Genomic DNA, 25,902 nt, shown 5'->3' on the forward strand with positions numbered 1-25,902 from the left:
GCGTTCTAGATACGATAAGCATTCTCAATAAGGCGCGCACGTCGTCGGTGCGACGGGTGCGCGGTTCGGATACCGGGAGGGCACGTGCGAGAGCCAACAGGACACCGATCGGATCGAGGCGCGGCGTGACCGCACCTACCGATACCGCACAGGCCGGGACCGAGCGCACCGAGACCGCACGGACGGCGCCCGCCCCGGTAGGTCTGTTCCGGGCGGTGCGGGGCAGGATCGGCGTCATCGTGGCGCTGAGCGTGCTCGGCGCGGTGACGAGCGTGGTCCCGCTGATCGCGATCGTGGAGCTGGCCCGGACGCTGTGGCCGGCGGCCTCGGGCGGCCCCGTGGACGCCGGGCGCGTGGGGGCGATCGTGGCCGTCGCCGCCGCGGCCCTCGTCGTGAGCTTCGCGGCGGCCGGGGCCTCCGGGATGGTGAGCCACCTGGCCGACGGCGACTTCCAGCTCGACCTGCGCACCAGGATCGTGCGCCACCTGCGGTCGCTGCCGCTGGGCTGGTTCGACGCCCGGTCCTCCGGGGCGGTGCGCAAGGCCGCCGAGAACGACGTCTCGGCGCTGCACCAGCTCGTCGCCCACGCGATCCAGGACCTGGTCACGGCCGTCGCGGTCCCGGTCCTGTCGCTGGTCTACCTGTTCGCCGTGGAGTGGCGGATGGCGCTCGCCGCGCTGCTGCCGATCGTCGTCACGGTGGTCCTGTACTCGCTGATGATGCGCGGCGGCGCGGAGAAGTACGTCGAGTACGACGCGTCGGTCGTGCGGCTGAACTCCGCCACCGTCGAGTACGTGCACGGGATCGCGGTCGTCAAGGCGTTCGGCCAGGCGGGCCGCAGCCACGGGCGGTACCGCGAGGAGACCGCCGGTTTCGTGCGGTTCTACGACGGGTGGATGCGCGAGACCTCCGCCATGGCGACCGTCATCGAGATGGTCACCTCGCCGGTGGTCGTGCTGGTCTACCTGTGCGCCGTCGGCACGTGGCTGGTCGGAGCGGGCCAGGCCGCGCCGATGGACGTGCTGCCCGCGCTCCTGCTCGGCCTCGGGCTCACCGCGCCACTGCTGCAGCTCGGGTACACCGCGCAGTTCATGCGGAACGCGACCAAGGCCCGCGAGTCGCTCACCGCGTTCCTGAGCGAGCGGCCGATCCCGCAGCCGGACGCCCCGGCGTCGGCAGACGGCAGCCGCGTGGACGTGACCGACGTGTCGTTCGCCTACGACGGCACCCGCGACGTGCTGCACGACATCGTCGCCTCCTGCGCCCCGGGCACCGTGACGGCCCTGGTCGGCCCGTCCGGCTCCGGCAAGTCGACGCTCGCGCGGCTCGTGCCGCGCTTCTACGACGTCGCGGCCGGGTCGGTGTCGATCGGCGGGGCCGACGTCCGGCGCCTCGCGGCGGCCGAGCTGTACGCGCAGGTCGGCTTCGTGTTCCAGGACGCCTACCTGCTGCGGACCACCGTCCGCGACAACATCCGGCTCACCCGGCCCGGTGCCGCCCAGGACGACGTCGAGCGCGTCGCGCGGGCCGCCCAGATCCACGACCGGATCCAGCGGCTGCCCCGGGGCTACGACTCCGTGGTCGGCGACGACGCCCACCTGTCCGGCGGGGAGGCGCAGCGGCTGACGATCGCCCGTGCGCTGCTCACCGACGCGCCGATCCTCGTGCTGGACGAGGCGACCGCGTTCGCCGACCCGGACTCCGAGGCTGCCATCCAGACCGCGCTCTCCGCGCTGGCCGCGGAGCGGACCCTGCTGGTGATCGCACACCGGCTGCACACGATCACGGGCGCGGACCAGCTCCTGGTGCTCGACGGCGGCCGGATCGTCGAGCGCGGCGCCCACGCCGAGCTGGCGACGTCGGGCGGCCTGTACCAGGGCATGTGGGAACGCTACGAAGCCGGCCGTACCGCTGCTCCAACCAGCGCCGCCCCTACCAGCACGCCGGAGGCGTCGCGATGATCCGCAAGCTCCTGAACCTGACCCACGAGCGCGGCGGGAAGCTGCTGCGCCGCATGCTCGGCTGGGTTGTGGTCACCGCCGTCCTGCAGGGCGCGGCCTTCGTCGCCCTCGTGCCGTTCCTCGCGGCGCTGCTGGGCGGCGACGTCCCCGGGGCCGGCGTCTGGCTGATCGTGCTCGCCGTGCTCGGCGTCGCGTACGCGGCCGCGTTCTGGGTCGGCGGCCAGGCCGGCAACGCGGCGGCCACCGAGGTGCTGAGGTCCCTGCTGGACCGCCTGGGGGACAGGCTGGTCGAGCTGCCGGTCGGCTGGTTCGCCGTCGACCGGTCGGGGGAGCTGGCCGACGTCGCCACGCGCGGCATCGTCTTCGCGTCGACCGCGCCCTACGCGATCCTGCGGCCGATCCTGACCGCCTTCGTCACGCCCGCGACCGTGCTCGTCGGGGCGGTGCTCGTCGACTGGCGCATCGCGCTGACCATGGCCTGCGCAGTCCCGGTGATGTGGTTCGTCTACCGGTGGCTGTCGCGTCGCATGGCCGACGCCGACCGGGAGCACGTCACCGCGGTCGCGGACGCCTCCTCCCGGCTCATCGAGTTCGCCCGGGTGCAGCCGGCGCTGCGCGCCGCCGGTGACAACACCATCGCGCAGCGGCTGGTCGACGACGCGCTGCGCGGCCAGCACGCCGCCAACCGGAGGCTGTACGTCACGGGCGGTGCGGGCATCGGGCTCTTCGGGAGCGTGGTGCAGGTCGCCGTCATCGCCGTGGTGGTCGTCGGAGCGTGGCTCGCGCTGGGCGGTGAGCTCGCGATCGCGAGCCTCGTGCCCCTGCTCGTGCTCGCTGTGCGGTTCGTCGAGCCGATCACGCACTCGGGGGCGCTCGGTGGCGGCATCTCCATCGCGAACAACACGCTCGACCGTGTCCAGGCGATCCTGGACGAGCCGGCCCTGTCCGAGCCGACGGCGCCCGCCGCGCCCCGCGACCACACCATCCGCTTCGATCGGGTCACCTTTGGCTACGGTTCGAGCCCGGTCCTGCGCGACCTGTCGTTCGAGGCCCCGGCGGGCGCGATGACGGCGATCGTGGGGCCGTCCGGGTCGGGCAAGACCACCATCACCCGCCTCGTCGCCCGGTTCTACGACCCCGAGCAGGGCACCGTGTCCATCGGCGGCGTCCCCCTGCCCGAGCTGGGCAGCGACCAGGTGACCGCCGCCGTCGCGCCGGTGTTCCAGGACGTCTACCTGTTCGACGGCACGATCCTGGACAACATCTGGCTCGGGAACCCCGACGCCACGCGCGAGCAGGTCATTCGCGCGGGCGAGCGGGCGCGGGTCGACGAGATCGCGGACCGCCTGCCCGGCGGCTGGGGCGCGCGCGTCGGGGAGGGCGGCACCAACCTGTCCGGCGGGGAGCGCCAGCGGGTCTCGATCGCCCGCGTCCTGCTCAAGGACGCGCCGATCGTGCTGCTGGACGAGGCCACCGCGGCCCTCGACGTGGGCAACGAGCAGGCGATCGGCGACGCGTTCGCCGCCATCCGCACCAACCGCACCCTGGTCGTGGTCGCGCACCGGCTGCAGACCATCGCGACGGCCGACCGGATCATCATGCTCGACGGCGCCGGCGGCATCGCCGAGCAGGGCACCCACGACGAACTTCTCGCCGCCGGCGGCACGTACGCCCGCTACTGGGCCGAACGTGTCCACGCGACCGGTTGGCGGCTCACCACCGCCGGCGCCCCCGAGCCTTCCCCCAGCCTGAACTGAGGAGTCCCAGCCATGTCGACCACCACTACTTCGCCCGGCGCCGTGTCACGCCGGCTCAGCCTGCGGATGAGTCCGCGCGACCTGATCAACATCGGCATCTTCGCCGCGCTCTACCTCGTCGTCGTCATGGGCATCAGCATGCTCGGCTTCGTCAGCCCGGTCGTCATGCTGGCCGCGCTCGCCGCCGCGATCGTGGCCGGCGGGGTCCCGTTCATGCTGTTCCTCACGCGCGTGGGGCACGCCGGCATGATCACGGTCTTCGCGGCCATCACGTCCGGCGTCCTGCTGCTGATGGGGCACCCGCCGGTCAGCTTCGCGCTCACTCTCGTGCTGGCGCTGGTCGCCGAGGTGATCGTGTGGTCGGGCGGCTACCGCTCCCGGTGGATGAGCGTGCTCGCCCACACGGTCTACGCGATCTGGTTCGCGGGCCCGTTCCTGCCGATCTTCTACGCGCCCCAGGAGTACTTCTCCGGCCCGTCCATGCAGCAGATGGGCCCGGCGTACACCGAGCAGATGGAGGCGCTCCTCTCACCGGGCGTGCTCCTGGCCTTCGACGCCTGCACCGTCGTGCTCGGGTTCCTCGGCGGTCTGCTCGGCGCGCGGCTGCTGCGCAAGCACTTCGAAAAGGCGGGCCTGGCGTGATCCCGCGTCGGGACGCTGTCCGGCGTGCGCGCGGCGCCGGCTGCGCCCACCGGTGCGCGGCGTGAGCACGACCGGCCTGAGCGACCGCGCGACCAGGCCTCGATCGTGGGCGCGACGGTTGCGCCCAGGACGGGCACGTCGTCGCAACCGTGACGCCCGCAACCGACGTCTGGTCGGGTTGACGGGTGGGCGGACGGCGCGGCTCGACCCGCGGACCGTGTCGCTGCTCGTCCTGGTGACCAGCGTGGCCGTGATGGCCCCTGGTGGGCTGCGGTTCGTCCCGGCGGCGCTCGTGCTCGGCGTCCTGCTCGCGGCCCGGGAGCGCGCCTGGCCGCGGCTCGTGCTCCTGCCGGTGGTCGCCGCCGGCCTGGCCGGGATCGCGTTCCTGCTCCCGACGGCGGCGCCGCATCCGGTGGTCGGGATGGTCGCCGTCGGCGCCGCCTACTTCCTGCGGTTCGTCGCGGTCGGCGGCGTCGTCCTGCACCTGGTGGCCACTACCTCGCCGACCGAGCTCACGGCCGCGCTCCGCGCCGCGCGGGTGCCTCGCGCGATCATCGTCTCCGGTGCCGTCATGCTCCGTTTCGTCCCGGTGATCGCCGCCGAGGCGCGCGCTGTCCATGACGCGATGCGGCTGCGCGGGATCGGCGGCTGGGCCGGCCTGCTGGGCCATCCCGTGCTCGGCATCGAGCGGTTCACCGTCCCGCTGATCGCGTCCAGCCTGCGGGTCGGGGAGGACCTCTCCGCGTCCGCGCTGTTGCGCGGCCTGGGCTCCGCGGACCGGCCGACGGCGATGAACCCGCCCCGCTTCGGCCGGGCCGACGTCGCCTGCGGGCTCGTCGTCGCCGTCCTGGCGGCGGTGACTCTGCTGGGGGAGCGGGTGTCATGATCGACGTCGACGACGCCCGCTGGACCTACGCCGGCGCGGCGGCCCCGAGCCTGGACGGCTTCACGCTGCACGTGCGGCCCGGGGAGACGGTGGTGCTCTGCGGCGCCAGCGGCTCGGGCAAGAGCACAGCCTTGCGCCTGATGAACGGGCTCGTGCCGCACTTCCACGACGGCGTCCTGACGGGCACCGTCGAGGTGGGCGGGCTGCCGGTCGCGGACACCCCGCTGGACCGGCTCGGGCGGCGGACCGGGACGGTGCTGCAGCATCCCCGGCGGCAGTTCTTCACCGACCAGGTGGCGCCCGAGATCGCCTTCGCCCTGGAGAACTTCGGCGAGGACCCCGGGCGGATCCGTGACCGGGTGGCGGCCGTTGCCGAGGAGCACGACCTGGCAGGGCTCGCCGCACAGCGGCTCGGGGAGCTGTCCGGCGGGCAGCGGCAGCGGGTCGCGTGCGCCGCCGCCGTCGCGCACGAGCCCGCCGTCGTCCTGTTCGACGAGCCCACCTCCAACCTTTCGGCCGACGCGATCACGCGCCTGGTCGCCACCCTGCGCCGCCTGCGCGACGACGGCGTGACGGTAGTGATCGCCGAGCACCGCCTGCACTTCGTGCGCGAGGTCGCCGACCGGGTGGTCGTCCTGCGGGACGGCCGGGTGCACGCGGACTGGACGGCCGCCGAGTTCGCCCGGCTCGACGACGCGACACTCGAGGCGGAGGGCCTGCGCAGCGCCCGGACCGCTCCCGTGCCCCCGCTGCCCGCGGTGCGGGCGAGCGGTAGGAGCATCGCCCGGAGCCCTGACCCGGTCGCAGATCCGGACGCGGATCCGGCCGGGAACCCGCGCCAGGACACGTTCGCGGACTCGGACGGGACACCGCATCCGGACCCGTCCCCGGCTCCGGCCGGCGTTCCGGACGGGGAGTCCGGCGCCGGCCTGACCCTGGAGAACGTCCGGTGCGTCCTCGGCGGCCGGGTGGTGCTCGACGTCGAGCACGCGCACCTACCGGCCGGCGCCGTGACCGCAGTCCGCGGTCCCAACGGAGCGGGCAAGACCACCCTCGCCCGCGTCGTCACGGGCCTGCAGCGCCACCAGGGCACCGTCCGGCTGGACGGTCGGCCGCTCAGCCGGGCGCAGCGGCAGCGGGCCAGCAGCATCGTGATGCAGGACGTGCAGCGACAGCTCTTCACCGACTCCGTCACCGCGGAGGTCCGCCTCAGCCTGCCCACGGACACCGGGTCTGAGGCCGCATCCGCCGCATCCGCCGACCATGTCCGGGCGCTGCTACGGGAGCTCGACCTGGACATGCTCAGCGACCGGCACCCGCTGTCGCTGTCCGGCGGTCAGCAGCAGCGGCTGGTGGTCGCCACGGCCCGCCTGACGAGGCGACCGGTCATCGTGCTCGACGAGCCGAGCTCCGGCGTCGACCGGCGCCACCTCGCCTCGATCACCCGCACGATCCGCGACCTCGCCGCCGACGGCGCCGTGGTGCTGCTCGTCAGCCACGACGACGACCTCATCGGGCTGGCCGCCGACCACGAGCTCACGCTCACGCCGGCCCCCGCACCTGGCTTCGACGCCGTGAGCAGGGCAGCGAACCCGACGACCCTCGAAAGGACGCTTCCATGACCGCCACCACCGAGCCGCGGACCGCTCGTCCGCAGGTGCCGCTCCTGCTGACCGCCGTCTTCCTCGCGTACCTGGGGCAGCTCACGCTCAACCCGATCATCGCGCCGCTGTCGCGCGAGGTCGGCCTGGCCGAGTGGCAGATCGGGGTCACGATCAGTGTCGCCGCCGTGATGCTCGTCCTGACGAGCCAGTACTGGGGGCGGCGCTCCCAGTCCTGGGGCCGTAAGCCCGTGCTGGTGGCCGCGTTCGTGCTCGCGGCCACGAGCATGGTCCTGTTCGCGCTGCTCGCCCAGCTCGGCATGGCGGGCGTCGTCACGGGGGTGACGCTGTTCGTGCTCTTCGTGCTGCTGCGCGGGATCGGCTTCGGGACGGCGATCGCAGCGGTCCCGCCCACCGCACAGGCCTACATCGCCGACGTCACCACCGACGAGGCTGCCCGGGTCAAGGGCATGGCGGGTGTGGGCGCCGTCCAGGGGATCGCCATGGTGGCCGGGTCGGTCCTCGGCGGTCTGCTCTCGGTGTTCGGGCTCATCGTGCCGCTCCTGGCCGTGCCGGTCCTGCTCCTGGTCGCGCTGCTGCTCGTGGCCTTCCGGCTGCGCCGCGAACCGCGGCACCAGCTCGTCGAGGCTCCCGCCCGGGTGCGTCCGTCCGACCCGAGGGTGTGGCCGTTCCTGGTCGCCGGGTTCGGGATGTTCACCGCTCTCGGGTTCATCCAGGTGATCACCGGCTTCATCGTCCAGGACCGACTTGGCCTGGACGCCGAGACCACCGGGCTGGTCACCGGCGGTGCCCTCCTGGCCGCCGGGCTGGGGCTGGTGCTCGCGCAGGCGGTCATCGTCCCGCGCAGCGGGTGGACGGCGCCCACGCTGCTGCGCGTCGGCGGGCTGACCGCGCTGGCCGGCTTCGTCCTGCTCGTCCCGGACGGCGGGCTCGTCACCCTGCTCGTCGCGATCATGCTGATCGGGCTGGGCCTGGGCATCGCCATGCCCGGCTACACCGCCGGTCCCACCCTCCTGGTCGGCCGAGAGGAGCAGGGCGGCCTGGCCGGGCTCATCAACGCGAACACCGGGCTCACCTTCGTGGTCGCACCGACCGCCGGCACCGCGCTCTACGGGATCTGGGCCCCGCTGCCGATCATCGTCGGCGCCGTGATCATGGGCCTGGTCACGCTCTTCGTCTTCGCCCACCCGCGCCTTCGCCGGATGCCTGCCGTGCCTGCGGCCGAGGTGACGACGGGCGAGATCGGGTCGTAGGCGAGGGTGGACGGGGCCGGGTGGGTCACGTCAGCTTCCGCACACGAGCCCGTCCTCGAGAGCCACCAGGTTCCCGCGCATCATGTCCATGTAGTCGGCGTCCGGGTCGGCCTGGCCCTCGATGGGGTCGAGCTTGGCGGAGTCGATGCCGAGGTCCTCGGCGAGTGCCTTGGTGACCTTCGGGCTGGTGATCACCTCGAAGAAGACGGTCTGCACGTCGTCGGCCTGGACCACGGAGCGCACGGCGCGCAGCCGGGCTGGCGAGGGCTCGGCCTCTGGGTCGATGCCCGAGATGCCGACCTGGACGAGGTCGTACCGCTCGGCGAGGTAGCCGAAGGCCTCGTGCGAGACGACCATGGTGGCTCCCGCGCAGGGTGCGAGAGCCTGGCGGTAGTCCTCGTCGAGCGTGCGGAGCTCGTTCTCCAGGGCGTCGGCGTTGGCGGTGTAGTCGGACGCGTGCGCGGGGTCGGCCTCGGCCAGCTCGGCGGCGACGTCCTGGGCGACGTCCGCCAGGCGCGTGGGGTCCTGCCAGAAGTGGGGGTCGAGCGTGTCGGAGACCGACGTCGGCGCCGCGCCGCCGTTGGGGCCGGCCTCGAGCCCCGCGGCCTCGGCGGTGTCGAGCAGGCGCTCGGGCGGGCTGGCCGCCAGAGCCTCGTCGGTGGCGGGCTGCATGCCGGAGAGGTAGACGACGAGGTCGGCCTGGCCCATCTCGCGCACCCGAGCGGGTGAGAGCTCGATGCTGTGCGGGTCGGCCGCGGTAGGGGTGAGGTTGGTGACGTCGACGTGCTCGCCGCCGACCCGCTGCGCGACGTACTCCAGGGGGTAGAACGACGCGAGGACGTCGACCCTGTCGTCCTGGGCGCCGGGGGAGCACGCGGTGGCCGCGGACAGGACCAGCAGGGCAGTGGCCGCGGCGGTCAGCGGCCGGGCACGGGGATGGACGGGGCTCATGGGGCTCCTCGGTGATCGTGGTGGGGGTCCGGTCGGTGGCGGCGGGAAGCGCCGTGGCCGCGACACCGGGGTGTCACGGCCACGACGGGTGGTGAGACGGGCCGGATCAGCCCTGGTCGCCGGAGTCGGAGTGGTCGCCCTCCTCCTCGGAGTGCTCGTCGCCGGCGTGCTCCTCGTGGTCGTGCTCGTCGCTCTCGCCGTACTCGGTCGATCCCTCCTCGACATTTCCGGAGATGCCGTTGAGCTCGTTGGGCACGACGTCGAGCTCGGTGCTCAGCCAGACCTCACCGGTCTCGATGTCCACGGCGTGGATCGACTTGGTCGCGGGGTCGGTCACGTACGCCGAGCCGTCGAGCATGAAGATCGCCGGGCGCGGCTCCTGCCACTCCATCGGCTCCTCCCACTCGTCGATGACGGGGATCGACTTGGTCAGCTTCTTGCTGTCGGGGTCGATGACGTGGATCTGGCCGTCGGTGCCCAGGACGAGCGCCTCGCCGTCGTCACCACGGGCCAGTGACCGGAACGTGTAGCTGGACGGCAGGTCCACCAGGGTCATCTCGCCGGTCTTGGTGTCCGTGAGCGAGATGCGCGTGGGGCGCTCCAGCTCAGCGTCCTTGTCGACCTTGTAATCGCCCAGCACGACGCTGGACTCCTCGCTGCCGGCCTGGTTGCCGACGCGCCCGTAGTCGTCGGGGCTGTCGACCTTGGTGATCTCGCCGTCCTTGTAGATCAGGACGCCGTCCTCGCAGCCGATCAGGACGGCCTCGTCGGCGGCGACGGCCTCACCGTGCACGCCGGGGCACTCGTCGGACGACGCGATCTCCTGGTCGTTCTCGTCGAGAACCCGGATGCCGGTGCGAGCGTCCTCGGTGCCCTCGGAGACGACGAGCGAGCCGTCGTGCAGCTCGACGGCGACGCCGTGGTGGGCTTCGGGCGTGCTGTGCTGGCGGGTCTCGCGGTCCGGGTCGGCGACCTCGCTCGCGTCGAAGACCGTCACCTGGCCCGTGCCGTCGTCGAACAGTGCGACCCGCCCCTCGTGGGGCACGACGTGGCCGGGGGTCTCTGCGTCGAAGACGATGTCGGTGAGCTGCGGGTCGGCCGTGTAGTAGTGGTTGTGGTCGCCGTGCGGCTCGGCCCACGCGGCGGCGTCCAGGACCTGGAACCCGCCCGACGTGGAGACCAGGAGATGCCGGCCGTCGCCGACGCCGTTGAGCCGGTTGAAGCCGTCGAGCTCGAACTCGCCGACCGGCTCCAGGGTTCCGGCGTCGAGCACCCGGATGCCGCCGTCGTAGGTGATGGCGATGCGGGGCGTGTAGGTCGCCTCCTCCGTCGCCGGGTTCTCCGGTGCCTCGGTCGCGGCCTGCGAGGCCGTGGCGTCAGGGCTGGATCCGGTCTCGCCCGAGGAGCAGGCGGCCAGGGCCGTGAGCGGCAGGACGAGGCCTAGGGCGACCAGGCTTCTGGACCGTGAGCGGGTTCGTGCGATGAGTGTCATGTGGGTCTCAGCTCCGCTGGGTGACGCGAGGACGGAGCTGCTCCTTTCCAGAACGGTGCAGGGAGCGGCCTTGGCCGCGGCGCCGACCATATCAGAAATGAGAATCATTCTCGTTAAGTTCTCATGGACAGCCCCTGCACCGACCCCAGAGCTCGACTCGTGTCTCCACGTCGGTGAAGCCCTCTTGCGCCGCCACAGCGCGGAACCACGGCGCGAGACCGGTCGTCGGGGCGGGCGCTGCTGTGCCGCATCGCACGCAGACGAGGTACGGTCCGGTCGCCTCCCGCGGTCGTAACCGGTAGGCGCTCCCGGCCGAAGGTAGGTGGACGGTCTCGGCCAGCCCGGCGTCCACGAGTGCCGTCAGGGTCCGGTACGCGGTCGACAGGCTCGCTCGATGGCTCCGCCTGGTCAGTGCGAGGTAGATCTCGTTCACCGTGCGGAACCGGTCGCTCTGCGCCAGCTCGCGCTGGACCAGTGAGCGTGGCGAGAGTCGCGGGCGTGCCGGCCGGGTCATCGGACCTTGGTGCTCGGTGCGCCGAGGGGTCCACGCCGCCCTTGGTTGATAACCGTTCTCATCTTGGGTAGTCAACCACTCTTGAGAACAGTTCTCAATATGCGCGCCTTGCGTCAAGGCTGTTCGGGTGGTCCGCGCGGAGGGCGAGGGTGAAGCTGGTCGAGCGCCTCTTGATAACGGTTCTCACTCCTGCTTCACTCCTCGCATGCCTGAGAATCGTTCTCATTTGTCCGGAGCGCGGTATGCGCCGTCGGGTGCGACCGCGGATATCCGACCTTCAGCTCGGCGCCCGGTCGGGCTGGTCGTCGCGTCGGCCCTGGTCACCGCCGCGGTTCTCGCTCCGGCGGGCGCGGCGGGCGCGGACGAGGGTCCCGCGCCGGTCCCGGTCGAGTACCGGGTGCTCGAGAGGCTCCACACGGACGCGGTGTCGACGTTCCTCGACGACGGGACGTTCACGCTGGGCACCCGGGCGGACGTGCCGGAAGGCAACGGCACCCGCCTTTACCCCGCGCAGACGCTGTTCCATGTGGACGACGCCGCGCAGCAGACCGTCCCGGCCGGGTACGAGTTCGTCGGCCCCGCGGGCCAGACGGTGTGGATCGCGCCCGAGACGAACCCGTCCGGCGACGACGGGTACACGCAGCTCTGGCCCGGGTTCTCGACCGAGTCGGTCCCGGCCGGGGCGGTCGACGGCAACTCGACGCGGTTCCGCCTGGTCTCCGTGGACGGCCCCGACGGCGGGGACGTCGAGGTGTGGCGCGGGTCCGGGACCGGACTGACGCGGATGTGGTCGTCGGACGAGGGGATCGACGGCTTCGCCATCGGCCGCACCCACATGCACGCCAACTGGGCCTTCACCGAGCCAGGGACGTACCGGCTCACCGTGGAAGGTTCGGCGGCGATCGGTGGCGAGCCGGTCACGGACACGGCCGTGTACACCTTCGTGGTCGGCAGCCTGCCGCAGACCGTCGAGACCACGACGACGCTGGAGGTCTCGGCGACCGAGATCGTCGAGGGCAGCCCCGTGACGCTGTCGGCGTCGGTGGCACCGGGAGGCGTCGAAGGGTACGTCGAGTTCCGCGACGGCTCGACGGTCCTCGGCCACGCCGAGGCGTCCGACGCCGGTCGGGCCGAGCTGGAGGTCACCGATCTCGGCGTCGGCACACGCACCCTCACCGCCGCGTTCGTGCCCGCGGTGGCCAACTTCACGACTGGCTCGACCTCTGAGCCGGTCGAGGTCACGGTGGTGGACGGCTCCGGCGCGGAGTTCGGCATCGTCGGCGTCGCGGACTCCTACGAGCCCGGCGACACGATGACCGCGACCGTCGTCGGCGCGACGCTCCGGGGAAACCAGGTCTTTCGGTGGCGCCTGCGCACCCAGGGCTTCGACTCGACGGTGGTTCCCCAGGGCTCGACGGCCACCACCTTCACCCGGCAGCTTGACGCACTGGCCGACGACACCGAGATCAGCGTCACCATCTACGACCCCGACACCCGGACCACTCTGGCGGAGTCCCCGTGGGTCCCGATCGTCGTCGAGAACCAGGGGGCCACACCCGTTGTCACGGTGACCGAGGGGCACCACGACCCGCTGCTGCCCGGAGACGTCATCGAGTTCACCCTCAGCGGCCGGGAGCTGGCACCGGACGAGTCGATCACCTGGGGCTTCCTGCCCTACGGCGCCTTCTTCGGCGCGGAGATCGGCGAGTACGCCTGGGAGGCGACCTACCCGGACGAGAACCGGACCACGATCCGCCTGCGCTCCAAGGTCAACCCTGACCAGACCGAGCCGTACTACGGGCCGCTGACCGCGAGCATCGTCAAGGACGGCGTGGCGATCGCCCGCTCCGACTTCCACACCGTCACCACCGGGCACCGCGAGCTCAACGTCACCGGCCACCGCAACCTCTACCGCGAGGGCGGCGCCGTCACGATGGACGCCACCGTCTACCCCGAGCGCCCGGGAGACGACTTCACCTACACGTGGCGCTTCACCCAGGGCGACTCGACCGAGGTCTGGGGCACCGAGCAGCAGGAGACCGGCGTCGTGACCGGACCGCCTCTCCGCCTCGCGGACCACCACGGTGGCACGCTCCGGCTGGACGTCTACAACGACGGGGTGCTCGCCCAGCAGTCGCCCGCGTACACGGTGAACGTGACCGACGACCTGACCTCCCAGATCCTGGAGTTCGGCACCCTGTCCGGGCACTACCACCAGGGCGACCGGATCAGCCTCGGGCTGACCGTCGACCCCGAACCGGTGGCGGGCGACGACCTGCAGTGGCAGTGGAAGTGGCCACGGTCGGACGAGTGGACGCGGATGACGGGCGTCGAGGACAACCTCTACGAGGTGACCGCGGAACAGGCGCTCGACGGCGTCGAGCTGCGCGCCGTCCTGACCTACGCCGACCCGGCAACCCCGCCGGTGGTCTCCGAGATCCGCACGATCCACATCGACGACCACGGTTCGCCCGCGCGGCAGCAGGTCACCGTCTCTGGCGAGACCACCCATGTCGAGGGCGCCGTCGTCACCCTCACGGCCGACGTCGAGCCGACGACCGTGCTGACGGACTACCGCTGGGAGCGCAAGGCCGCAGGGCAGGACGAGTTCACCGTCGTCGACGGCCAGACCGGTCCGGAGCTCACCTTCCAGGCGGCGATCGGCGACGACGGCGCGCAGTACCGCGCCGCGCCCGTCACGCCGGCCGGGCGGGTCGGCTACGGGCCGTCGGAACCGGTCACGCTGACCGTCTCGGAGGCACCGGACGACGATCCCGGGAGCCAGGATCTAGCGGGGCGGCACCTGTTCGATCCGGGTCCAGCCCTTCCAGCCGCGTTCCTCCAGGAGCGCGATGACGCGTCGGCCGCCGGGTGACTGGGCCGGTAGAGCATCCATCAGGTCCACGAACGGCTGGTCGATGCTGTCATCGCCCAGCTTGCCGGCGTCGGCGGCCCGCAGTACCAGTCTCTCCATGACGTCGACGATCTCGACGATCCGCGCGTCGTCGTCGGACCAGTCATCGGCCCGGTCGGCGGACCAGTCGCTGATCAGCTTGTAGAGCTGCATCATGTCGGGGTCGTCCAGGTCCCTGAGCTTCATCGCCACGATGTTGTCGATCTCGTCCGGTGCGCGGGCGGCCACGATGATCCAGGCGTCCCGCTCGAGTGCGATGTACTCCTCGGCGACCCCGAGGCCGCGCAGCCGGTCGAGATAGTCCAGGACGCTCCGCGGGAGCGCCAGGCTCTCCCCGGCGGCGAGCCTGGCGATCCGTCTGCGGTTCTCCCGTAGCCGCCGTATCTCGGTGCGCAGCGCCTTGTCGAGCTCCTCGACGGCGCGGGCGAACTCCTCCGGCGTGGCGTCGAGCAGCTCCTGGACCCTGGCCAGCGGAACTCCGGCGTCGGCCAGGGTGCGGATGCGGATCAGCCGGACGAGCGTGGCGGCTTCGTACGACCGGTAGCCGGAGCGGTCCCGCTCCGGCTCCGGAAGCAGCCCGATCTGGTGATAGTGGCGCACGGCCCGCACCGTCACCCCGGCGTACGACGCCACCTGGCTGATCGTCAGCATGCTGCCAGCGTGCCTCAGGCGATCTTGCGCCGGTAGGCGTTCATCGCGAAGACATAGGCGACGACGAGGATGCCGACGCACCAGGCCAGGGCGACCCAGATGTCGGACCCGACCGGCTGCTGCGCGAGCAGGTCGCGGACCGTGTTGACGATGGACGTGACCGGCTGGTTCTCGGCGAACCACCGCACCGGGCCGGGCATGGTGTCGGTGGGCACGAACGCCGAGCTGATGAACGGCAGGAAGATCAGCGGGTAGGAGAACGCGCTGGCGCCGTCGACGGTCTTGGCGGTCAGGCCGGCGATGACGGCCAGCCAGGTCAGGGCGAGGGTGAACAGGACGAGGATGCCGGTCACGGCGAGCCAGTCCAGCACTCCCGCGCCGGAGCGGAAGCCCATCAGGAGGGCGACGCCCACGACCACGGCCACCGAGATCAGGTTCGCGACCAGCGAGGTCAGCACGTGCGCCCACAGCACGGAGGACCGGGAGATCGGCATGGAGTTGAACCGCTCGAAGATGCCGCCCTGCAGGTCGAGGAACAGCCGGTAGGCGGTGTACGCGATGCCCGACGCGATCGTGATGAGCAGGATGCCGGGCAGCAGGTAGTTGACATAGCTGTCCGTGCCGGTCTCGATCGCGCCGCCGAAGACGTAGACGAACAGCAGCATCAGCGCGATCGGCGTGACCGCCGTAGTGATGATCGTGTCCATGCTGCGCAGGATGTGGGTCAGGGAGCGTCCGGTCAGGACGCCGGTGTCACTGACGAAGTGCGTGGTCATCGCTGGTCCTCACCGTTCTGTACTGCTGCTGGCTTGCTCGTCTCGCCGTCCGGGCCGGCGGCCTTGCCGTCGCTCTTGCCGTCGCCGACGACGGCGAAGAAGACCTCCTCCAGGGAGGGCTGCTTCTCGACGTACTCGACCTTGGCGGGCGGCAGCAAGGCCTTGAGCTCGGCCAGGGTGCCGTTGACGATGATGCGGCCTTGGTGCAGGATCGCGATCCGGTCGGCGAGCTGCTCGGCCTCCTCCAGGTGCTGGGTCGTGAGCAGCACGGTCGTCCCGCCATCGGCGAGGTTCTTGACGGTCTGCCAGACCTCGATGCGCGCCTCGGGGTCGAGCCCGGTGGTGGGTTCGTCGAGGAAGATGACCGGCGGGTGCCCGATCAGGCTCATCGCGATGTCGAGTCGGCGCCGCATGCCGCCGGAGTACGTGTCGGCCCTGCGCCCGCCGGCCTCGGTCAGGGAGAACCGCGCGAGCAGGTCGTCGGCGGTCTTGCCGGGGTCGGTCACGTGGCGGAGCCTGGCGACCAGGACGAGGTTCTCGCGTCCGGTCAGGACCCCGTCGACGGCGGCGAACTGCCCGGTGAGGCTGATCGATTCCCGCACCTCGGCGGCCCGGGTGGCGACGTCGTACCCGTTGACGGTCGCGGTGCCGGCATCGGCCTTCAGGAGGGTGGAGAGGATCTTGATGGCGGTGGTCTTGCCGGCTCCGTTGGAGCCGAGCAGCGCGAAGATGCTGCCGCGCGCGACGTCGAAGTCCACGCCCCGCAGCACCTTGAGATCCTTGTACGACTTCTGCAGCCCTTGCACGCGGATCGCGGGGACGCCCGCGCCAGCTCCAGGACTCGTTCCCGTGTCCGTTCGAGCGTTCATTCGAGTGTTCATGGCACGAGGGTGCAGGGTTGACCCTGCGTCAGGGTCAAGCCCTGATCGCCACACCGCCGGCGACGGCGCGAACCCAGTGGGTGGAGGTCCCGCGGCCGCGAGGCGTGTTGTGCGCCGATAGTCGGTGCGCGCGCCCCTGGGGGCTCATGGTGCTGGAGGTGTCACCGGGAGCGGGGGTGGTTGCCACCGCCAGGTGGGGTTGCCGTCGGGTGCGATGCCTGTGCGCCACAGTGCTGCGGGCGTGAGCCGGATCAGCGTGGCCATGACTGGCTGCCCGAGGCGCGAGCTGGTCATGACGCCGTCGATCCGGGCGCCACGGGCGGTGGCCTGGTCGCGCGGGCGCCGTTGTGCGTCGTACTGCGCCAGTGCTACCTCGACTGTGGGCTCGGTGGTGAGTGCATGGGCGAGGACCACGGCGTCCTCGAGGGTGTGTCCGGCGCCTTGGCCGCGGTCGGGGCTCATGGCGTGCGCGGCGTCGCCGAGCAGCGCTACGCGCCCTCGGGCGTAGGTGGACAGGGGTGGGAGCTCGTGGATGTCGGTGCGGATCACCGCCCGGTCCGGTGTCGCGCGGATCAGGTCGGGCACTGGTTCGTGCCAGTCGCCGGCCCGGTCCAGCGCGGCGGCCTTCTCGTCGTCGTACCGCACACCCGGCGCGCGCGATGTCGTCAGCAGGGCCCAGTAGGCGCGGCCGCGGGATACCGGGTGGATCAGGAACATGTCCCCCCGGCCCAGGGTGACGCTCCCGGTCAGGTCGCCGGCCACGCCCGCGACGCCGGCGACGCCCAGCCACGCCGTGCGTCCCAGGTAGCGGGGTGGCTGGGCCTCCGGCCAGAGGCGGTTCCGGACGGCGCTACGGATGCCGTCGGCGCCGACCACCAGATCCCCCCGGTACTCGGCACCGCCAGCCGTGACGGTCACGCCGCCGGGGTCCTGCCGTACCTCGGTGACCTCGGCGTCCGTGTGCAGCCAGCCGGCAGGGACGGCGTCGAGCAGGACCCGGTGCAGGTCGGCGCGGTGGAACCCGAGCAGCGGCGTCGTGTCGCCGGGGCGGGCGCGCTGCAGGTAGCGGCCGTCCGGCCGGCGCAGGTTGCTCGTGGAGCAGGTGGGCACGCCGACGGCGCGGGCCTGGGCCTCGACGCCCAGCTCGGCCAGTGCACGCAGCGCGTTGGGCGCCTGCGACATGCCTGCGCCGACCTCGCCCAGCTCCGGCGCCCGTTCGAGCACCGTGGCGCGCCAGCCGATCCGGTGCAGGGCCAGGGCGGTGGCCAGTCCGCCGATGCCGCCGCCGACCACTATCGCGTGTCCGGTCATCGCACCTTCGCCTCGTCGTCGTCGTCCTCGTCTTTGTCGTCTTCGGGTTCGCCGGCGCCTGTGGCCAGCGGCGGGGCGGCGTCGAACGCGGCGGCCATCCACTCGAAGGTGCCGTGCGCTTGCCGCACCCGGTCGTCGTTGCCGGGTCCGGCCAGGGCCATCCCGTCGCGGCTCAGGTCAAGGAACGCCGCGATTCCCTCGATCTGACGGCGGACCACGACGGCCCAGGCGTCGTCGGCCATCCGGTACCAGGTGGTGCGGTCGCCCGGCCTGGTCCGCGAGGTGAGGAAGCCCATCATGGTCAGCAGGCGCAGGTTGGACGTGAGCGAGGCCCGGCTCGCGCCGATGGCCTCGCTGATCAGTCCGGCCGACTGCTCCGGCGGATCGCACACCATGAGCCAGCCCAGCACCCGGCCCGCGATGGGCGGTACGCCGTCGCGGGCCAGGTACATCGAGACGCGTTCGACCCATTCGAGGACCGGGTCCTGGGTGTTCATGCCACCTCCTATGTCAGTTGGTTCACTATCAACTGAAATTGGTGGCTGGTCAAGTGCTGAGTTGCTGGGCATGGTGATCTGGTCCGAGCTGCCTGTACCGGCTCCCGGAGAGCGCGCCGATCATCGGCTGAGCGGCAACGTCGGGGAGGCGACGTCGGGTGTTCAGCTGTTCAGGAAGTCTCGGACCGGGCTGGTCAGGAGCTCACGGCCTGGGCCGATCCAGAACAGGTGGGTGGGCGAGGGCAGCTCGACCAGCCGCGAGTTCTCGATGTGCGCCTGGAGGTCGTGGGCGTGCGCGTAGCCGACGCCGCCGTCGTGCGGAGAAGCGGTGATCAGGGTGGGGCAGGTGACGTTCCCCAGGGCGGTGCGGCGCTCACGTGAGTGTCTGGCCCGGGCTTGGCGTAGGTCGTAGGTGAATCCCGACCCCGAGCTCATGCCGTTGCCGGCCGGTCTGCCTCGGTCCGCGTGATCTCGACCGGGCCGGCCGTGGTGGCCACCAGCCGCGTGGTCGACGTCGCAGTGGTCGTCATCGGGCGGTCCCGCCGTCGGCGGTTGTCACTCCAGTGACCTGTTCCAGGATGCGCACGCCGGTGCCGAGTCCGTCCTCGGCCCGGATCGCGGCGCCCACCTCGGCGGCTCGGGTCGCGTAGGAGCCCGTGCTTACCAGGTCGCCGAGTCGGTCGGTCAAGCCTGTGGCGAGGCGCCAGTTTGGCAGTGGTTTGGGCCCGGCGCCGATCGCGTGGACTCGTGCGCCCCAGAACGGCTGGTCGCCGAGGAACGGCACGACCAGCGTCGGCCTGCCGGCCCGCAGCCCGGCCGCCGTCGAACCGGCACCGCCGTGATGCACGACCGCGGTGACCCGCTCGAACAGCCAGTCGTGCGGTGCGCCTTCGATGACCAGGACGTCGTCGGTCCCTGCCACACCGGGCGTTATGCCGCCCCATCCGGTCGCGACGATCCCGCGCAACCCATGAGCCCTGAGAGCGCCCAGGACGGCGTCGCGACGCTGGTCGGCGCCCTTGCCGAAGCCCATGGAGCCGAACCCGACGTAGACCGGGGGCTCGCCTGCGGCCAGGAAGTCCGCCAGCTCCGTGGGCGGCTCCCAGACGTGGTCGTCGAGAAACCAGTACCCGGTCACGTGAGCCGACGGTGGGTAGTCGCCTGGGACGGGCACGACATGCCTGCTGTAGGGGTACAGGATGTGGACCGGGGTGCCGTCCGGGTTCTTCAGCGGGTCGGCCAGACGGCCGATGCGGCGCAGGCCGAGCTTCCGGCGGAAGTCGTTGGTCATGCCCCCGTACATGACCCCAGCCATCCGGTTCACCATGTAGGTGGCGCGGTTGCCCCAGGCCCCGAAGGACGCACCGCCGAAGAACGGCATCGGGTGGGCGCGCGTCGGGGTGTAGAGCGGCAGCGGGAGGGACAGCACGCCGGGCACGCCCAGCGCTTGGGCGATGTGCGGTCCGGCCAGGGTCTTGGGGTGGTGCACGACGACGTCCGGGCGGGCCGCCCGCGCGGCGGCCCAGCACTCGGTGTTCAGCTCCCGCATCGCGGAGGTCATGATCCCCAGTGTGCGCAGCGCGTCCCGGGGGGCCGCTCAGCTCCGGCATGGCCTCCTGGACAAGGCGCAGCATCGTGGTCCCGGCGGGATGGTGGGTCACGGTGCCGGGACCGCCTGGCGGCACCAGGTCGGCGAACCCCTCGGGGACGGCGAGCGTGACGTCGTGGCCCGCACGGGCGAGCACACCGGCCAGGGCGGCGTAGGGCTGAATATCTCCCCGGGTGCCGAACGACATGATCAGGGCGTGCATGGCAGGTTCCTCTGGACGAACCACGTGGGCCGCCCGGGGACGGGGCGGCGTCGCCGCCGACCAGGCTTCCCGGCACACCTGCCGGTGACACTACACCCGAGGAGAACGCCTCAGACCGATGCCGAGCCCGGGTACCGGTCGCACAGACGAGGCGTTGCTCGGAACGTGTAGCCCAGCCAGGGTCAGTGGGTCTCGCGGTCGGTGGTGTCGCCGATGTAGCCGCTGACCTGGTCGGCGAGGCCGTCGAGGTTCATGTCGGCCGGTCGTGCTCGTCGCGCGTCCCAGCGGAGCAGCAGCGCGCCGAGGAGTGCGGCGATGACCGATCCGAGCAGGACGGCGATCTTCGCACCGGCGGCGTGCTCGGAGTCCTCGAAGGACAGTTCGCTGATCAGCAGGGACACGGTGAAGCCGATCCCGGCCAGGAACCCGACGGGCAGCAGGTCGCGTACCCCGATGCCGTCGGGCAGGCGCAGCGGGGTGAGGCGGGTGATCAGGGCGGTAGCGCCGAGGATCCCGGCCAGCTTGCCCAGCACGAGGCCTGCCGTGATCGCCAGCACTACCGGCTGGCCGAGCAGGGCGCCCGGCCCGTCGCCGTCGACCAGGGTGACGCCGGCGGCGAAGAAGGCGAACAGGGGCAGCGCCAGGCCCTGGGAGAACGGGCGGACCGTGTGCTCGAAGGAGTGCGTGCGCGCCTGGGGCTCCCCGTGCCGGGCGAGGGCGGGGACGGTGAAGCCGAGCAGGACGCCGGCGATGGTCGCGTGCACGCCCGAGGAGTGCATCAGCGTCCAGGCGACCAGAGCCAGGGGCACCAGGAGGAACCAGCGCGGGGTGCGCGAGCGCGCGTGCCAGCCGAACAGTGCCACGCACGCCAGTGCGCCCATCAGCTCCCACCAGTGGATCTGGTCGGTGTAGAACACGGCGATCACCACGATGGCCAGCAGGTCGTCGACCACGGCCAGGGTCAGCAGGAAGGTGCGGATCGCGACCGGCAGCCCTCGGCCGAAGATGGCCAGCACCCCGACGGCGAACGCGATATCGGTGGCCGTCGGGATAGCCCACCCGTGCAAGGCACCCGTCTCGCCCAGCGTGACCAGCACCGCCACGTAGATCGCCGCGGGCACCACCATGCCGGCCACCGCGGCGACCATGGGGACACCGGCCTCCTTCGGGTTGCGCAGGCTCCCGGCGACGAACTCGTGCTTGAGCTCCAGGCCCACCACGAAGAAGAAGATCGCCAGCAGCCCGTCGGCGGCCCAGGTCGCCAGCGACAGGTCGAGGTGCACGTGCACCGGCCCGATCCAGGCAGGACCGACCACCGCCGTCGACAACGACGTGTAGGTATGCCGCCAGGGGGAGTTGGCCCACAGCAGGGCCACGAGCGCGGCCGCGATCAGCAGCGCACCGCCGGTGGTCTCGCGGGAGACCCAGGCGCGCAGCCGCCGGGACAGCGGGATGGTGGGTGTGGTCGAGGTACGGGGCACGGCAGTCCTTGAGGGTCGACTCAGCGGGCCGGCCCTCGGCCGGCCCACGCCGACCAGACTTCCCGGCACACCCCGGGCATGACCCTATCCCACGGGCTCGCCCCGGGCGTGTGCATGCGCCGTCGCAGCCCACGACATGAGCTCGAGAAGCGGTGGACGGCCCCCGCCGCGACCTGCTCGGCGAGGTGAAGGCAGGCGCGAGGGCCGGGGCCTTCCCTTCCGACTGGACGTTCATCTAGGATACTGGATATGCATCCAATCGAAGACCTCACCGCCCGGGCCCGGATTCGCGACGCGGCGCTCGACCAGTTCGCCGAGCGCGGGTTCACGGCGGCCACGATCAAGCGGATCGCCGATGCGGCCGGTGTCTCCCACGGGCTGCTGCAGCACCATTTCGGCTCCAAGGACGATCTGCGGCGTGCCTGCGACCAGTACGTCCTGGACACCTTCGGCAGCCTGGACCGGATCGGGGCGAGGAACGGCGAGATGACCGACCCGGACTTCATGGCCGGCCTCCTGGCGCGTGGCCCGCTGGTGGCGCGGTACGTGGCACGCGCGATGGCCGAGGGGGCTCCGGTGGCGGCCGCCCTGTTCGCGCGCGGGGCGGACATGAGCCAGGAGTGGCTGGCGGCCTCGTTCCCCGACCGCTTCACACCGGACGCAGCACGGACCCGGGATGCGGCGGCGGTCATGGCGGCGATGCATCTGTCGACGATGGTGCTGCACCGCCTGCTGTCGGACCGGATGGGTGCGGACGTCCTGTCGCCGGGCCATGACCAGCGGGTGCCGCTGGCGATGCTCGACGTCTACGGGGCCATGGGCCAGTGGGTGCAGTCCGGCGAGGCAGCCGGGGTACGGAACGCGGTCAGCACCGCTGCGCCACATACCTCGAGCACCGGTACCGGGTCCGATGCCACGGCCGACAGCGGACGAACCGACGAGGAGAACCGCGATGCGTGACCTGACCGGAATCCGGGCGATCGTCGCCCACATCCTGCGACGCGACCGGTTCGTGCTGCCCGCGTGGCTGCTGGGCACGTGGCTGCTGGCGACCAGCCGCGCGATGTCGGCCACGACGATCTATCCCGACGCCGCCTCCCGCCGGTTGCGGTACGACGCCGTGATGCACGACGTGCCGATGTTCAAGCTGTTCCAGGGCCCCGCCTACGCCGACACGGTCGGCGCCCTGGTGGCCCAGGAGAGCATCGCCGGCGGGACCCTGCTGGCCGCGATGTGGGGCTGCGTCCTGGTGGTGCGGCACACCCGCGCCGAGGAGCACGCGGGGCGGACCGAGCTGGTGCAGGCCCGGGTCGTGGGCCGCCACGCACAGCTTGCGGCGGCGCTGGTCGTGGTGCTCGGCGCCGCTGCGGTCCTGGCACTGGCGGTGGCGGCCACCATGGCGGCCAGCGGTCTTGCGGTCGCCGGATCGGTGGTCTTCGGCCTGGTGCTCGGCGCCGCGACGGCGATCGGCGCCGGCCTGGCGGCGGTGGCCGCGCAGCTCACGGTCAACCCGGGCCTGGCGGCCTGGGGATCGTTCCTGGCCTTCATGGCGCTGCACTTCGTGCGTGGTGCCGGTGACCTGGCCGGCGGGCCGGCCGCCGCCGTGGTCTGGGCGGTGCCCAACGCCTGGTTGCAGCGCACCCGACCGTTCGCCGGCGAGCAGTGGTGGCCCCTGGTGCTCGCGGTCGTCCTGGTCGTCGTGCTCCTGGCCGCCGCCTTCGCGCTGGCCGCCCGCCGAGACCTGGATGCCGCTGTGTTCATGGCCCGGCCGGGACCCGCCGCAGCCCCGGCATGGTTGAGCAGCCCGCTCGCGATGGCCTGGCGGGAGCACCGCACCTCGGCGGTGGTGTGGACGGTCTGCTTGTTCGCGATCGCCGTCCCGTCCGGCCTGGCCGGGACCGCCGCGATGGAGTCGTACGCGACCAGCGACCTCATGGCCCAGTGGGCCACGGCCATGGGATCGGACAACCCGGCCGACGCCTTCTTCGCCTACATCGTCTTCACGATGGTCTTCCCGGTCACGATCTACACCATGGTCACGATGCTGCGGGTGGCCGGCGAGGAGGGCTCCGGGCGCGCCGACCTCGTCCTGGCCACGCCCACCGGCCGGCTCCGCTGGGCCGCCGGGCACCTGCTGGTCGCCGCGGCGATCCCGGTCGTACTGGAGCTGGTGATCGGGCTCGGGTTCGGTCTTGGGTCCGGACAGGTGATGACCATGCTGCGCATCACCATGGTCCTGGTCCCGGCGGTGTGGGTGATGCTCGCCATCGCGGTGGCTACCTTCGGTCTGCTGCCGCGGGCCGCACGGGTGCTGCCCTGGCTGGCGTTCGCCGTCGCCCTGACCGGCGAGCTGGGCCAGCACCTCGGGTGGCCCCGATGGACGTTCCTGACGGTGTCGCCGTTCGCACACGTGATGCCGTTCTACGGCGGGCCCGAGGTGGGCACGCTCCTCGTGCTCGTGGCGGTCGCCGCAGGCCTGACCGCCGCCGGGCTGGTCGGGCTACGGCGGCGTGACCTCGTGGCAGGCTGACCACCCCGAAACTACGGCGTCCGAACACGGTGGCCATCCCGTTCAGGGTGTGAGCTGGAGTCGGCGTTCGAGGAGTTTGGCGACGGGCCGGTAGGACGTGAGGCGCAGGGGTAGGTCGCGTAGCCAGAGCCGGAACGGGTCGGCGGGGGCGTACAGGCCCTTGACCTGGCGGCCGAGCTTCTGTTTGCGCTCGGCCTCGGGGCGGATCGTGGCCTCCCACTCGCGCAGTGCGGTGGGCAGGTCGTTCGTGTGGCGTTCGAGGGCGGCGCCGAAGGCGTCGGCGCCGGCGACGGCGAGCGAGGAGCCGTGTCCGGCGAACAGCGTGACGCACCAGGCGGCGTCGCCCATGAGCAGGACCCGGCCCTGGTGCCAGGTGTCGGTGACGATCTGGCTCACGCTGTCGAAGTACACGGACTCCGCGTCGGGTAGCTGCGCCAGAACCTCCGGTGCCGCCCAGCCCATGCCTGCGTAGGCGCGGGGCAGCGCACGCAGCGGCCCGTCGGCGAGCTCCGTCATGGGGTGTGCGGTGCGGTACCCGAAGAACGCGGCGGCTCGGTCGGGGCCGAGGCTCACGATCGCCAGCGTCCGGCCGGTGTCGGTGAGCGAGGAGGTGACCCCGGGTTCGACGCCGGCCGGGAGCGTGTCGACCATGAACACCCCGGCCATGTGGTTCAGGTCGAGGCGGACGTCGTCCTCGGGTCCGAACACGAGGCGCCGGGTCGTGGAGTGCAGCCCGTCGGCGCCGACGAGCAGGTCCACCCGCTCGGTCGTGTCGTCCTCCAGCGTGACGTCCACGCCGTCCCGGTCCTGCTGGACCGCGACGATGCTGGTGCCGAACCGGATCTCGGCGTACGGCGCCACCGCGGCGTACAGCACGTCCTCGATGCCGCCGCGCAGGACGTTCAGGGCTCGGGCGCCGAGCAGTGCGCGGACCGTGGGCCCTGGCACGGAAAAGCTGGTACGGCCGTCGGGCTTGATGTAGTCCATCCGGTCGGGTGTGATGTGCCGCTCGGCGAGGCCCGGCAGGATGCCCATCCGTTCGGCTGCGTCGTACCCGAGCCCGGCGAAGGTCACCGCGTACCCGCCCGAGCGGCGCCCGGGGGCTCGCTCGATCACCAAGGGTGCCCAGCCGGCCTGGTGCAGGCGCAGCGCGGTGGCCAGTCCGGCGATACCGGCGCCGACGACGGCGGCGCGGGGTCGAGCGGTCATGTCAGATCTCCTTCTGGGATGGTCAGCCCTGCCGTGACGACGTCGATCAGCAGGTCGAGCGACGCGCGATAGGTGGGCGCGTCGCCGAGATGGTGGGCGTTCAGCGGGACGAGCAGCACCGCCTGCAACGTGCCCACGACGGCGGCGGGGTCGTTCCCGACGAGCTCGCCGCGGCGCTGCCGGTCGGTCACGTAGGCGACCAGGGCCGTTGCCGGGTTGTCCTGCCCGAGCACCGCGGTCTGCGCCGGGTCGAGCCGTTCGGCCACGGCGCGCAGCTCCTCGGGGTGGGTGGTGAGCCGGCGCCACAACGGGTAGGTCTCCAGCACCTCGACGGTCGCGTGCAGGAACCGGCGCAGCCCCTCACGGGTGTTGTCCGTTGACAGCAGCGCCTGGTCGATGACCCGCTCCTTGACCTGGGCCGCCTCCCGGAGCATCAGCTCCAGGTAGAGCGCCTCCTTCGAGTCGAAGAACTGGTAGAAGGTGCTCTTCACGATCCCGGCGGGCGCGACCAGCGCCTCCAGGGACGCCTTGCGCAGGCCCTGCGCGACGAACACCTCCCTGCCCGTGGCCAGCAGCGACCGGGTAATCCGGTCGCGGTCCTGGGCACTGAATCCTCGTGGCACCGGAACACCCTTTCGTCTCGACTCACCCAATGAAAACACAATTGACAGATCGTTTTCACGGCCGATCGGCTCAGTCGCGGTAGGCCCGCCTGCTGAATCTGAGCACGTCCGACGTCGCCTGAGCCCGAGCCGGAACCGCC

General features: G+C 71.9%; 22 protein-coding genes and 1 pseudogene. 9 read left to right on the forward strand and 14 right to left on the reverse strand.

Annotated elements, in window-relative coordinates:
• The first annotated feature begins 125 nt into the window (after positions 1-125).
• The 6 genes from AC0QU1_RS09215 (at position 126) to AC0QU1_RS09240 (ending at position 8,121) form a co-directional block, all read left to right on the forward strand.
• Positions 126-1,961, forward strand: coding sequence for an ABC transporter ATP-binding protein (locus AC0QU1_RS09215; RefSeq protein WP_483576094.1), 1,836 nt, complete (start codon positions 126-128; stop codon positions 1,959-1,961).
• Positions 1,958-3,718, forward strand: a complete 1,761-nt coding sequence (locus AC0QU1_RS09220) for an ABC transporter ATP-binding protein (protein WP_483576095.1) — start codon at positions 1,958-1,960, stop codon at positions 3,716-3,718. Before AC0QU1_RS09215 ends, AC0QU1_RS09220 begins: the two co-directional genes overlap by 4 nt.
• A 12-nt stretch (positions 3,719-3,730) precedes the next feature.
• Positions 3,731-4,360, forward strand: coding sequence for an MptD family putative ECF transporter S component (locus AC0QU1_RS09225; RefSeq protein ID WP_483576096.1), 630 nt, complete (start codon positions 3,731-3,733; stop codon positions 4,358-4,360).
• 217 nt (positions 4,361-4,577) lie between these two features.
• Entirely contained in the window at positions 4,578-5,246 is a 669-nt protein-coding gene (locus tag AC0QU1_RS09230) for an energy-coupling factor transporter transmembrane component T (RefSeq protein ID WP_483576097.1), read from the forward strand.
• Positions 5,243-6,868, forward strand: a complete 1,626-nt coding sequence (locus AC0QU1_RS09235; RefSeq protein WP_483576098.1) for an ABC transporter ATP-binding protein — start codon at positions 5,243-5,245, stop codon at positions 6,866-6,868. Before AC0QU1_RS09230 ends, AC0QU1_RS09235 begins: the two co-directional genes overlap by 4 nt.
• The gene (locus tag AC0QU1_RS09240) at positions 6,865-8,121 is read left to right on the forward strand and encodes an MFS transporter (RefSeq protein ID WP_483576099.1); all 1,257 of its coding nucleotides are present in this window, start codon (positions 6,865-6,867) and stop codon (positions 8,119-8,121) included. Before AC0QU1_RS09235 ends, AC0QU1_RS09240 begins: the two co-directional genes overlap by 4 nt.
• 30 nt (positions 8,122-8,151) lie before the next feature.
• Here the strand turns inward: AC0QU1_RS09240 and AC0QU1_RS09245 are convergent, their stop codons facing one another.
• The 3 genes from AC0QU1_RS09245 to AC0QU1_RS09255 form a co-directional block, all read right to left on the reverse strand.
• Positions 8,152-9,072: a metal ABC transporter substrate-binding protein gene (locus tag AC0QU1_RS09245; protein ID WP_483576100.1), complete on the reverse strand. Its 921-nt coding sequence runs from the start codon at positions 9,070-9,072 to the stop codon at positions 8,152-8,154.
• A 106-nt stretch (positions 9,073-9,178) separates the two neighbouring features.
• Complete coding sequence (gene aztD / locus AC0QU1_RS09250) at positions 9,179-10,564, reverse strand: zinc metallochaperone AztD (protein ID WP_483576101.1); 1,386 nt, start codon at positions 10,562-10,564, stop codon at positions 9,179-9,181.
• A 121-nt stretch (positions 10,565-10,685) separates the two neighbouring features.
• Positions 10,686-11,078, reverse strand: coding sequence for a Fur family transcriptional regulator (locus tag AC0QU1_RS09255; protein WP_483576102.1), 393 nt, complete (start codon positions 11,076-11,078; stop codon positions 10,686-10,688).
• A gap of 205 nt (positions 11,079-11,283) precedes the next feature.
• On the opposite strand from AC0QU1_RS09255, the gene AC0QU1_RS09260 reads away from it, so the two are divergent.
• Positions 11,284-13,953 carry a choice-of-anchor M domain-containing protein gene (locus tag AC0QU1_RS09260; protein WP_483576103.1) on the forward strand — a complete coding sequence of 890 codons (2,670 nt, stop codon included), beginning with the start codon at positions 11,284-11,286 and terminating at the stop codon, positions 13,951-13,953.
• Here the strand turns inward: AC0QU1_RS09260 and AC0QU1_RS09265 are convergent.
• The 9 genes and pseudogenes from AC0QU1_RS09265 to nhaA all read right to left on the reverse strand — a co-directional run bounded on the left by AC0QU1_RS09265 (position 13,867) and on the right by nhaA (position 21,400).
• Positions 13,867-14,643 carry a MerR family transcriptional regulator gene (locus AC0QU1_RS09265; protein WP_483576104.1) on the reverse strand — a complete coding sequence of 259 codons (777 nt, stop codon included), beginning with the start codon at positions 14,641-14,643 and terminating at the stop codon, positions 13,867-13,869. The genes AC0QU1_RS09260 and AC0QU1_RS09265 overlap by 87 nt on opposite strands.
• A gap of 14 nt (positions 14,644-14,657) precedes the next feature.
• Positions 14,658-15,419, reverse strand: a complete 762-nt coding sequence (locus tag AC0QU1_RS09270) for an ABC transporter permease (protein WP_483576105.1) — start codon at positions 15,417-15,419, stop codon at positions 14,658-14,660.
• Entirely contained in the window at positions 15,416-16,288 is an 873-nt protein-coding gene (locus AC0QU1_RS09275) for an ABC transporter ATP-binding protein (protein ID WP_483576654.1), read from the reverse strand. The genes AC0QU1_RS09270 and AC0QU1_RS09275 overlap by 4 nt, the downstream gene beginning before the upstream one ends.
• A gap of 156 nt (positions 16,289-16,444) precedes the next feature.
• Positions 16,445-17,611: an FAD-dependent monooxygenase gene (locus AC0QU1_RS09280; protein WP_483576106.1), complete on the reverse strand. Its 1,167-nt coding sequence runs from the start codon at positions 17,609-17,611 to the stop codon at positions 16,445-16,447.
• Entirely contained in the window at positions 17,608-18,108 is a 501-nt protein-coding gene (locus AC0QU1_RS09285) for a GbsR/MarR family transcriptional regulator (protein WP_483576107.1), read from the reverse strand. The genes AC0QU1_RS09280 and AC0QU1_RS09285 overlap by 4 nt, the downstream gene beginning before the upstream one ends.
• Before the next feature lie 162 nt (positions 18,109-18,270).
• On the reverse strand, positions 18,271-18,543 hold the full coding sequence (locus AC0QU1_RS09290) for an alpha/beta fold hydrolase (RefSeq protein WP_483576108.1): 273 nt from the start codon (positions 18,541-18,543) through the stop codon (positions 18,271-18,273).
• A gap of 91 nt (positions 18,544-18,634) precedes the next feature.
• Complete coding sequence (locus AC0QU1_RS09295; RefSeq protein ID WP_483576109.1) at positions 18,635-19,669, reverse strand: glycosyltransferase; 1,035 nt, start codon at positions 19,667-19,669, stop codon at positions 18,635-18,637.
• A 175-nt stretch (positions 19,670-19,844) separates the two neighbouring features.
• A pseudogene (locus tag AC0QU1_RS09300) lies at positions 19,845-19,919 on the reverse strand (hypothetical protein); the annotation flags it as partial.
• Between the two features lie 182 nt (positions 19,920-20,101).
• Positions 20,102-21,400 carry a Na+/H+ antiporter NhaA gene (gene nhaA, locus AC0QU1_RS09305; protein ID WP_483576110.1) on the reverse strand — a complete coding sequence of 433 codons (1,299 nt, stop codon included), beginning with the start codon at positions 21,398-21,400 and terminating at the stop codon, positions 20,102-20,104.
• 249 nt (positions 21,401-21,649) lie between these two features.
• Here nhaA and AC0QU1_RS09310 point away from each other — a divergent pair, with 249 nt between their 5' ends.
• Positions 21,650-22,360, forward strand: coding sequence for a TetR/AcrR family transcriptional regulator (locus tag AC0QU1_RS09310; RefSeq protein WP_483576111.1), 711 nt, complete (start codon positions 21,650-21,652; stop codon positions 22,358-22,360).
• Positions 22,353-23,930: an ABC transporter permease gene (locus AC0QU1_RS09315; protein ID WP_483576112.1), complete on the forward strand. Its 1,578-nt coding sequence runs from the start codon at positions 22,353-22,355 to the stop codon at positions 23,928-23,930. Before AC0QU1_RS09310 ends, AC0QU1_RS09315 begins: the two co-directional genes overlap by 8 nt.
• Positions 23,931-23,972: 42 nt before the next feature.
• On the opposite strand, the gene AC0QU1_RS09320 is transcribed toward AC0QU1_RS09315, so the two are convergent.
• Both AC0QU1_RS09320 and AC0QU1_RS09325 read right to left on the reverse strand, forming a co-directional pair.
• A complete protein-coding gene (locus AC0QU1_RS09320; RefSeq protein ID WP_483576113.1) occupies positions 23,973-25,139 on the reverse strand; it encodes an FAD-dependent monooxygenase in 1,167 nt (388 codons plus the stop codon).
• Positions 25,136-25,762 carry a TetR/AcrR family transcriptional regulator gene (locus AC0QU1_RS09325; protein WP_483576114.1) on the reverse strand — a complete coding sequence of 209 codons (627 nt, stop codon included), beginning with the start codon at positions 25,760-25,762 and terminating at the stop codon, positions 25,136-25,138. Before AC0QU1_RS09325 ends, AC0QU1_RS09320 begins: the two co-directional genes overlap by 4 nt.
• Between the last annotated feature and the right edge of the window lie 140 nt (positions 25,763-25,902).

This window comes from Promicromonospora noduliphila, from assembly GCF_056951025.1.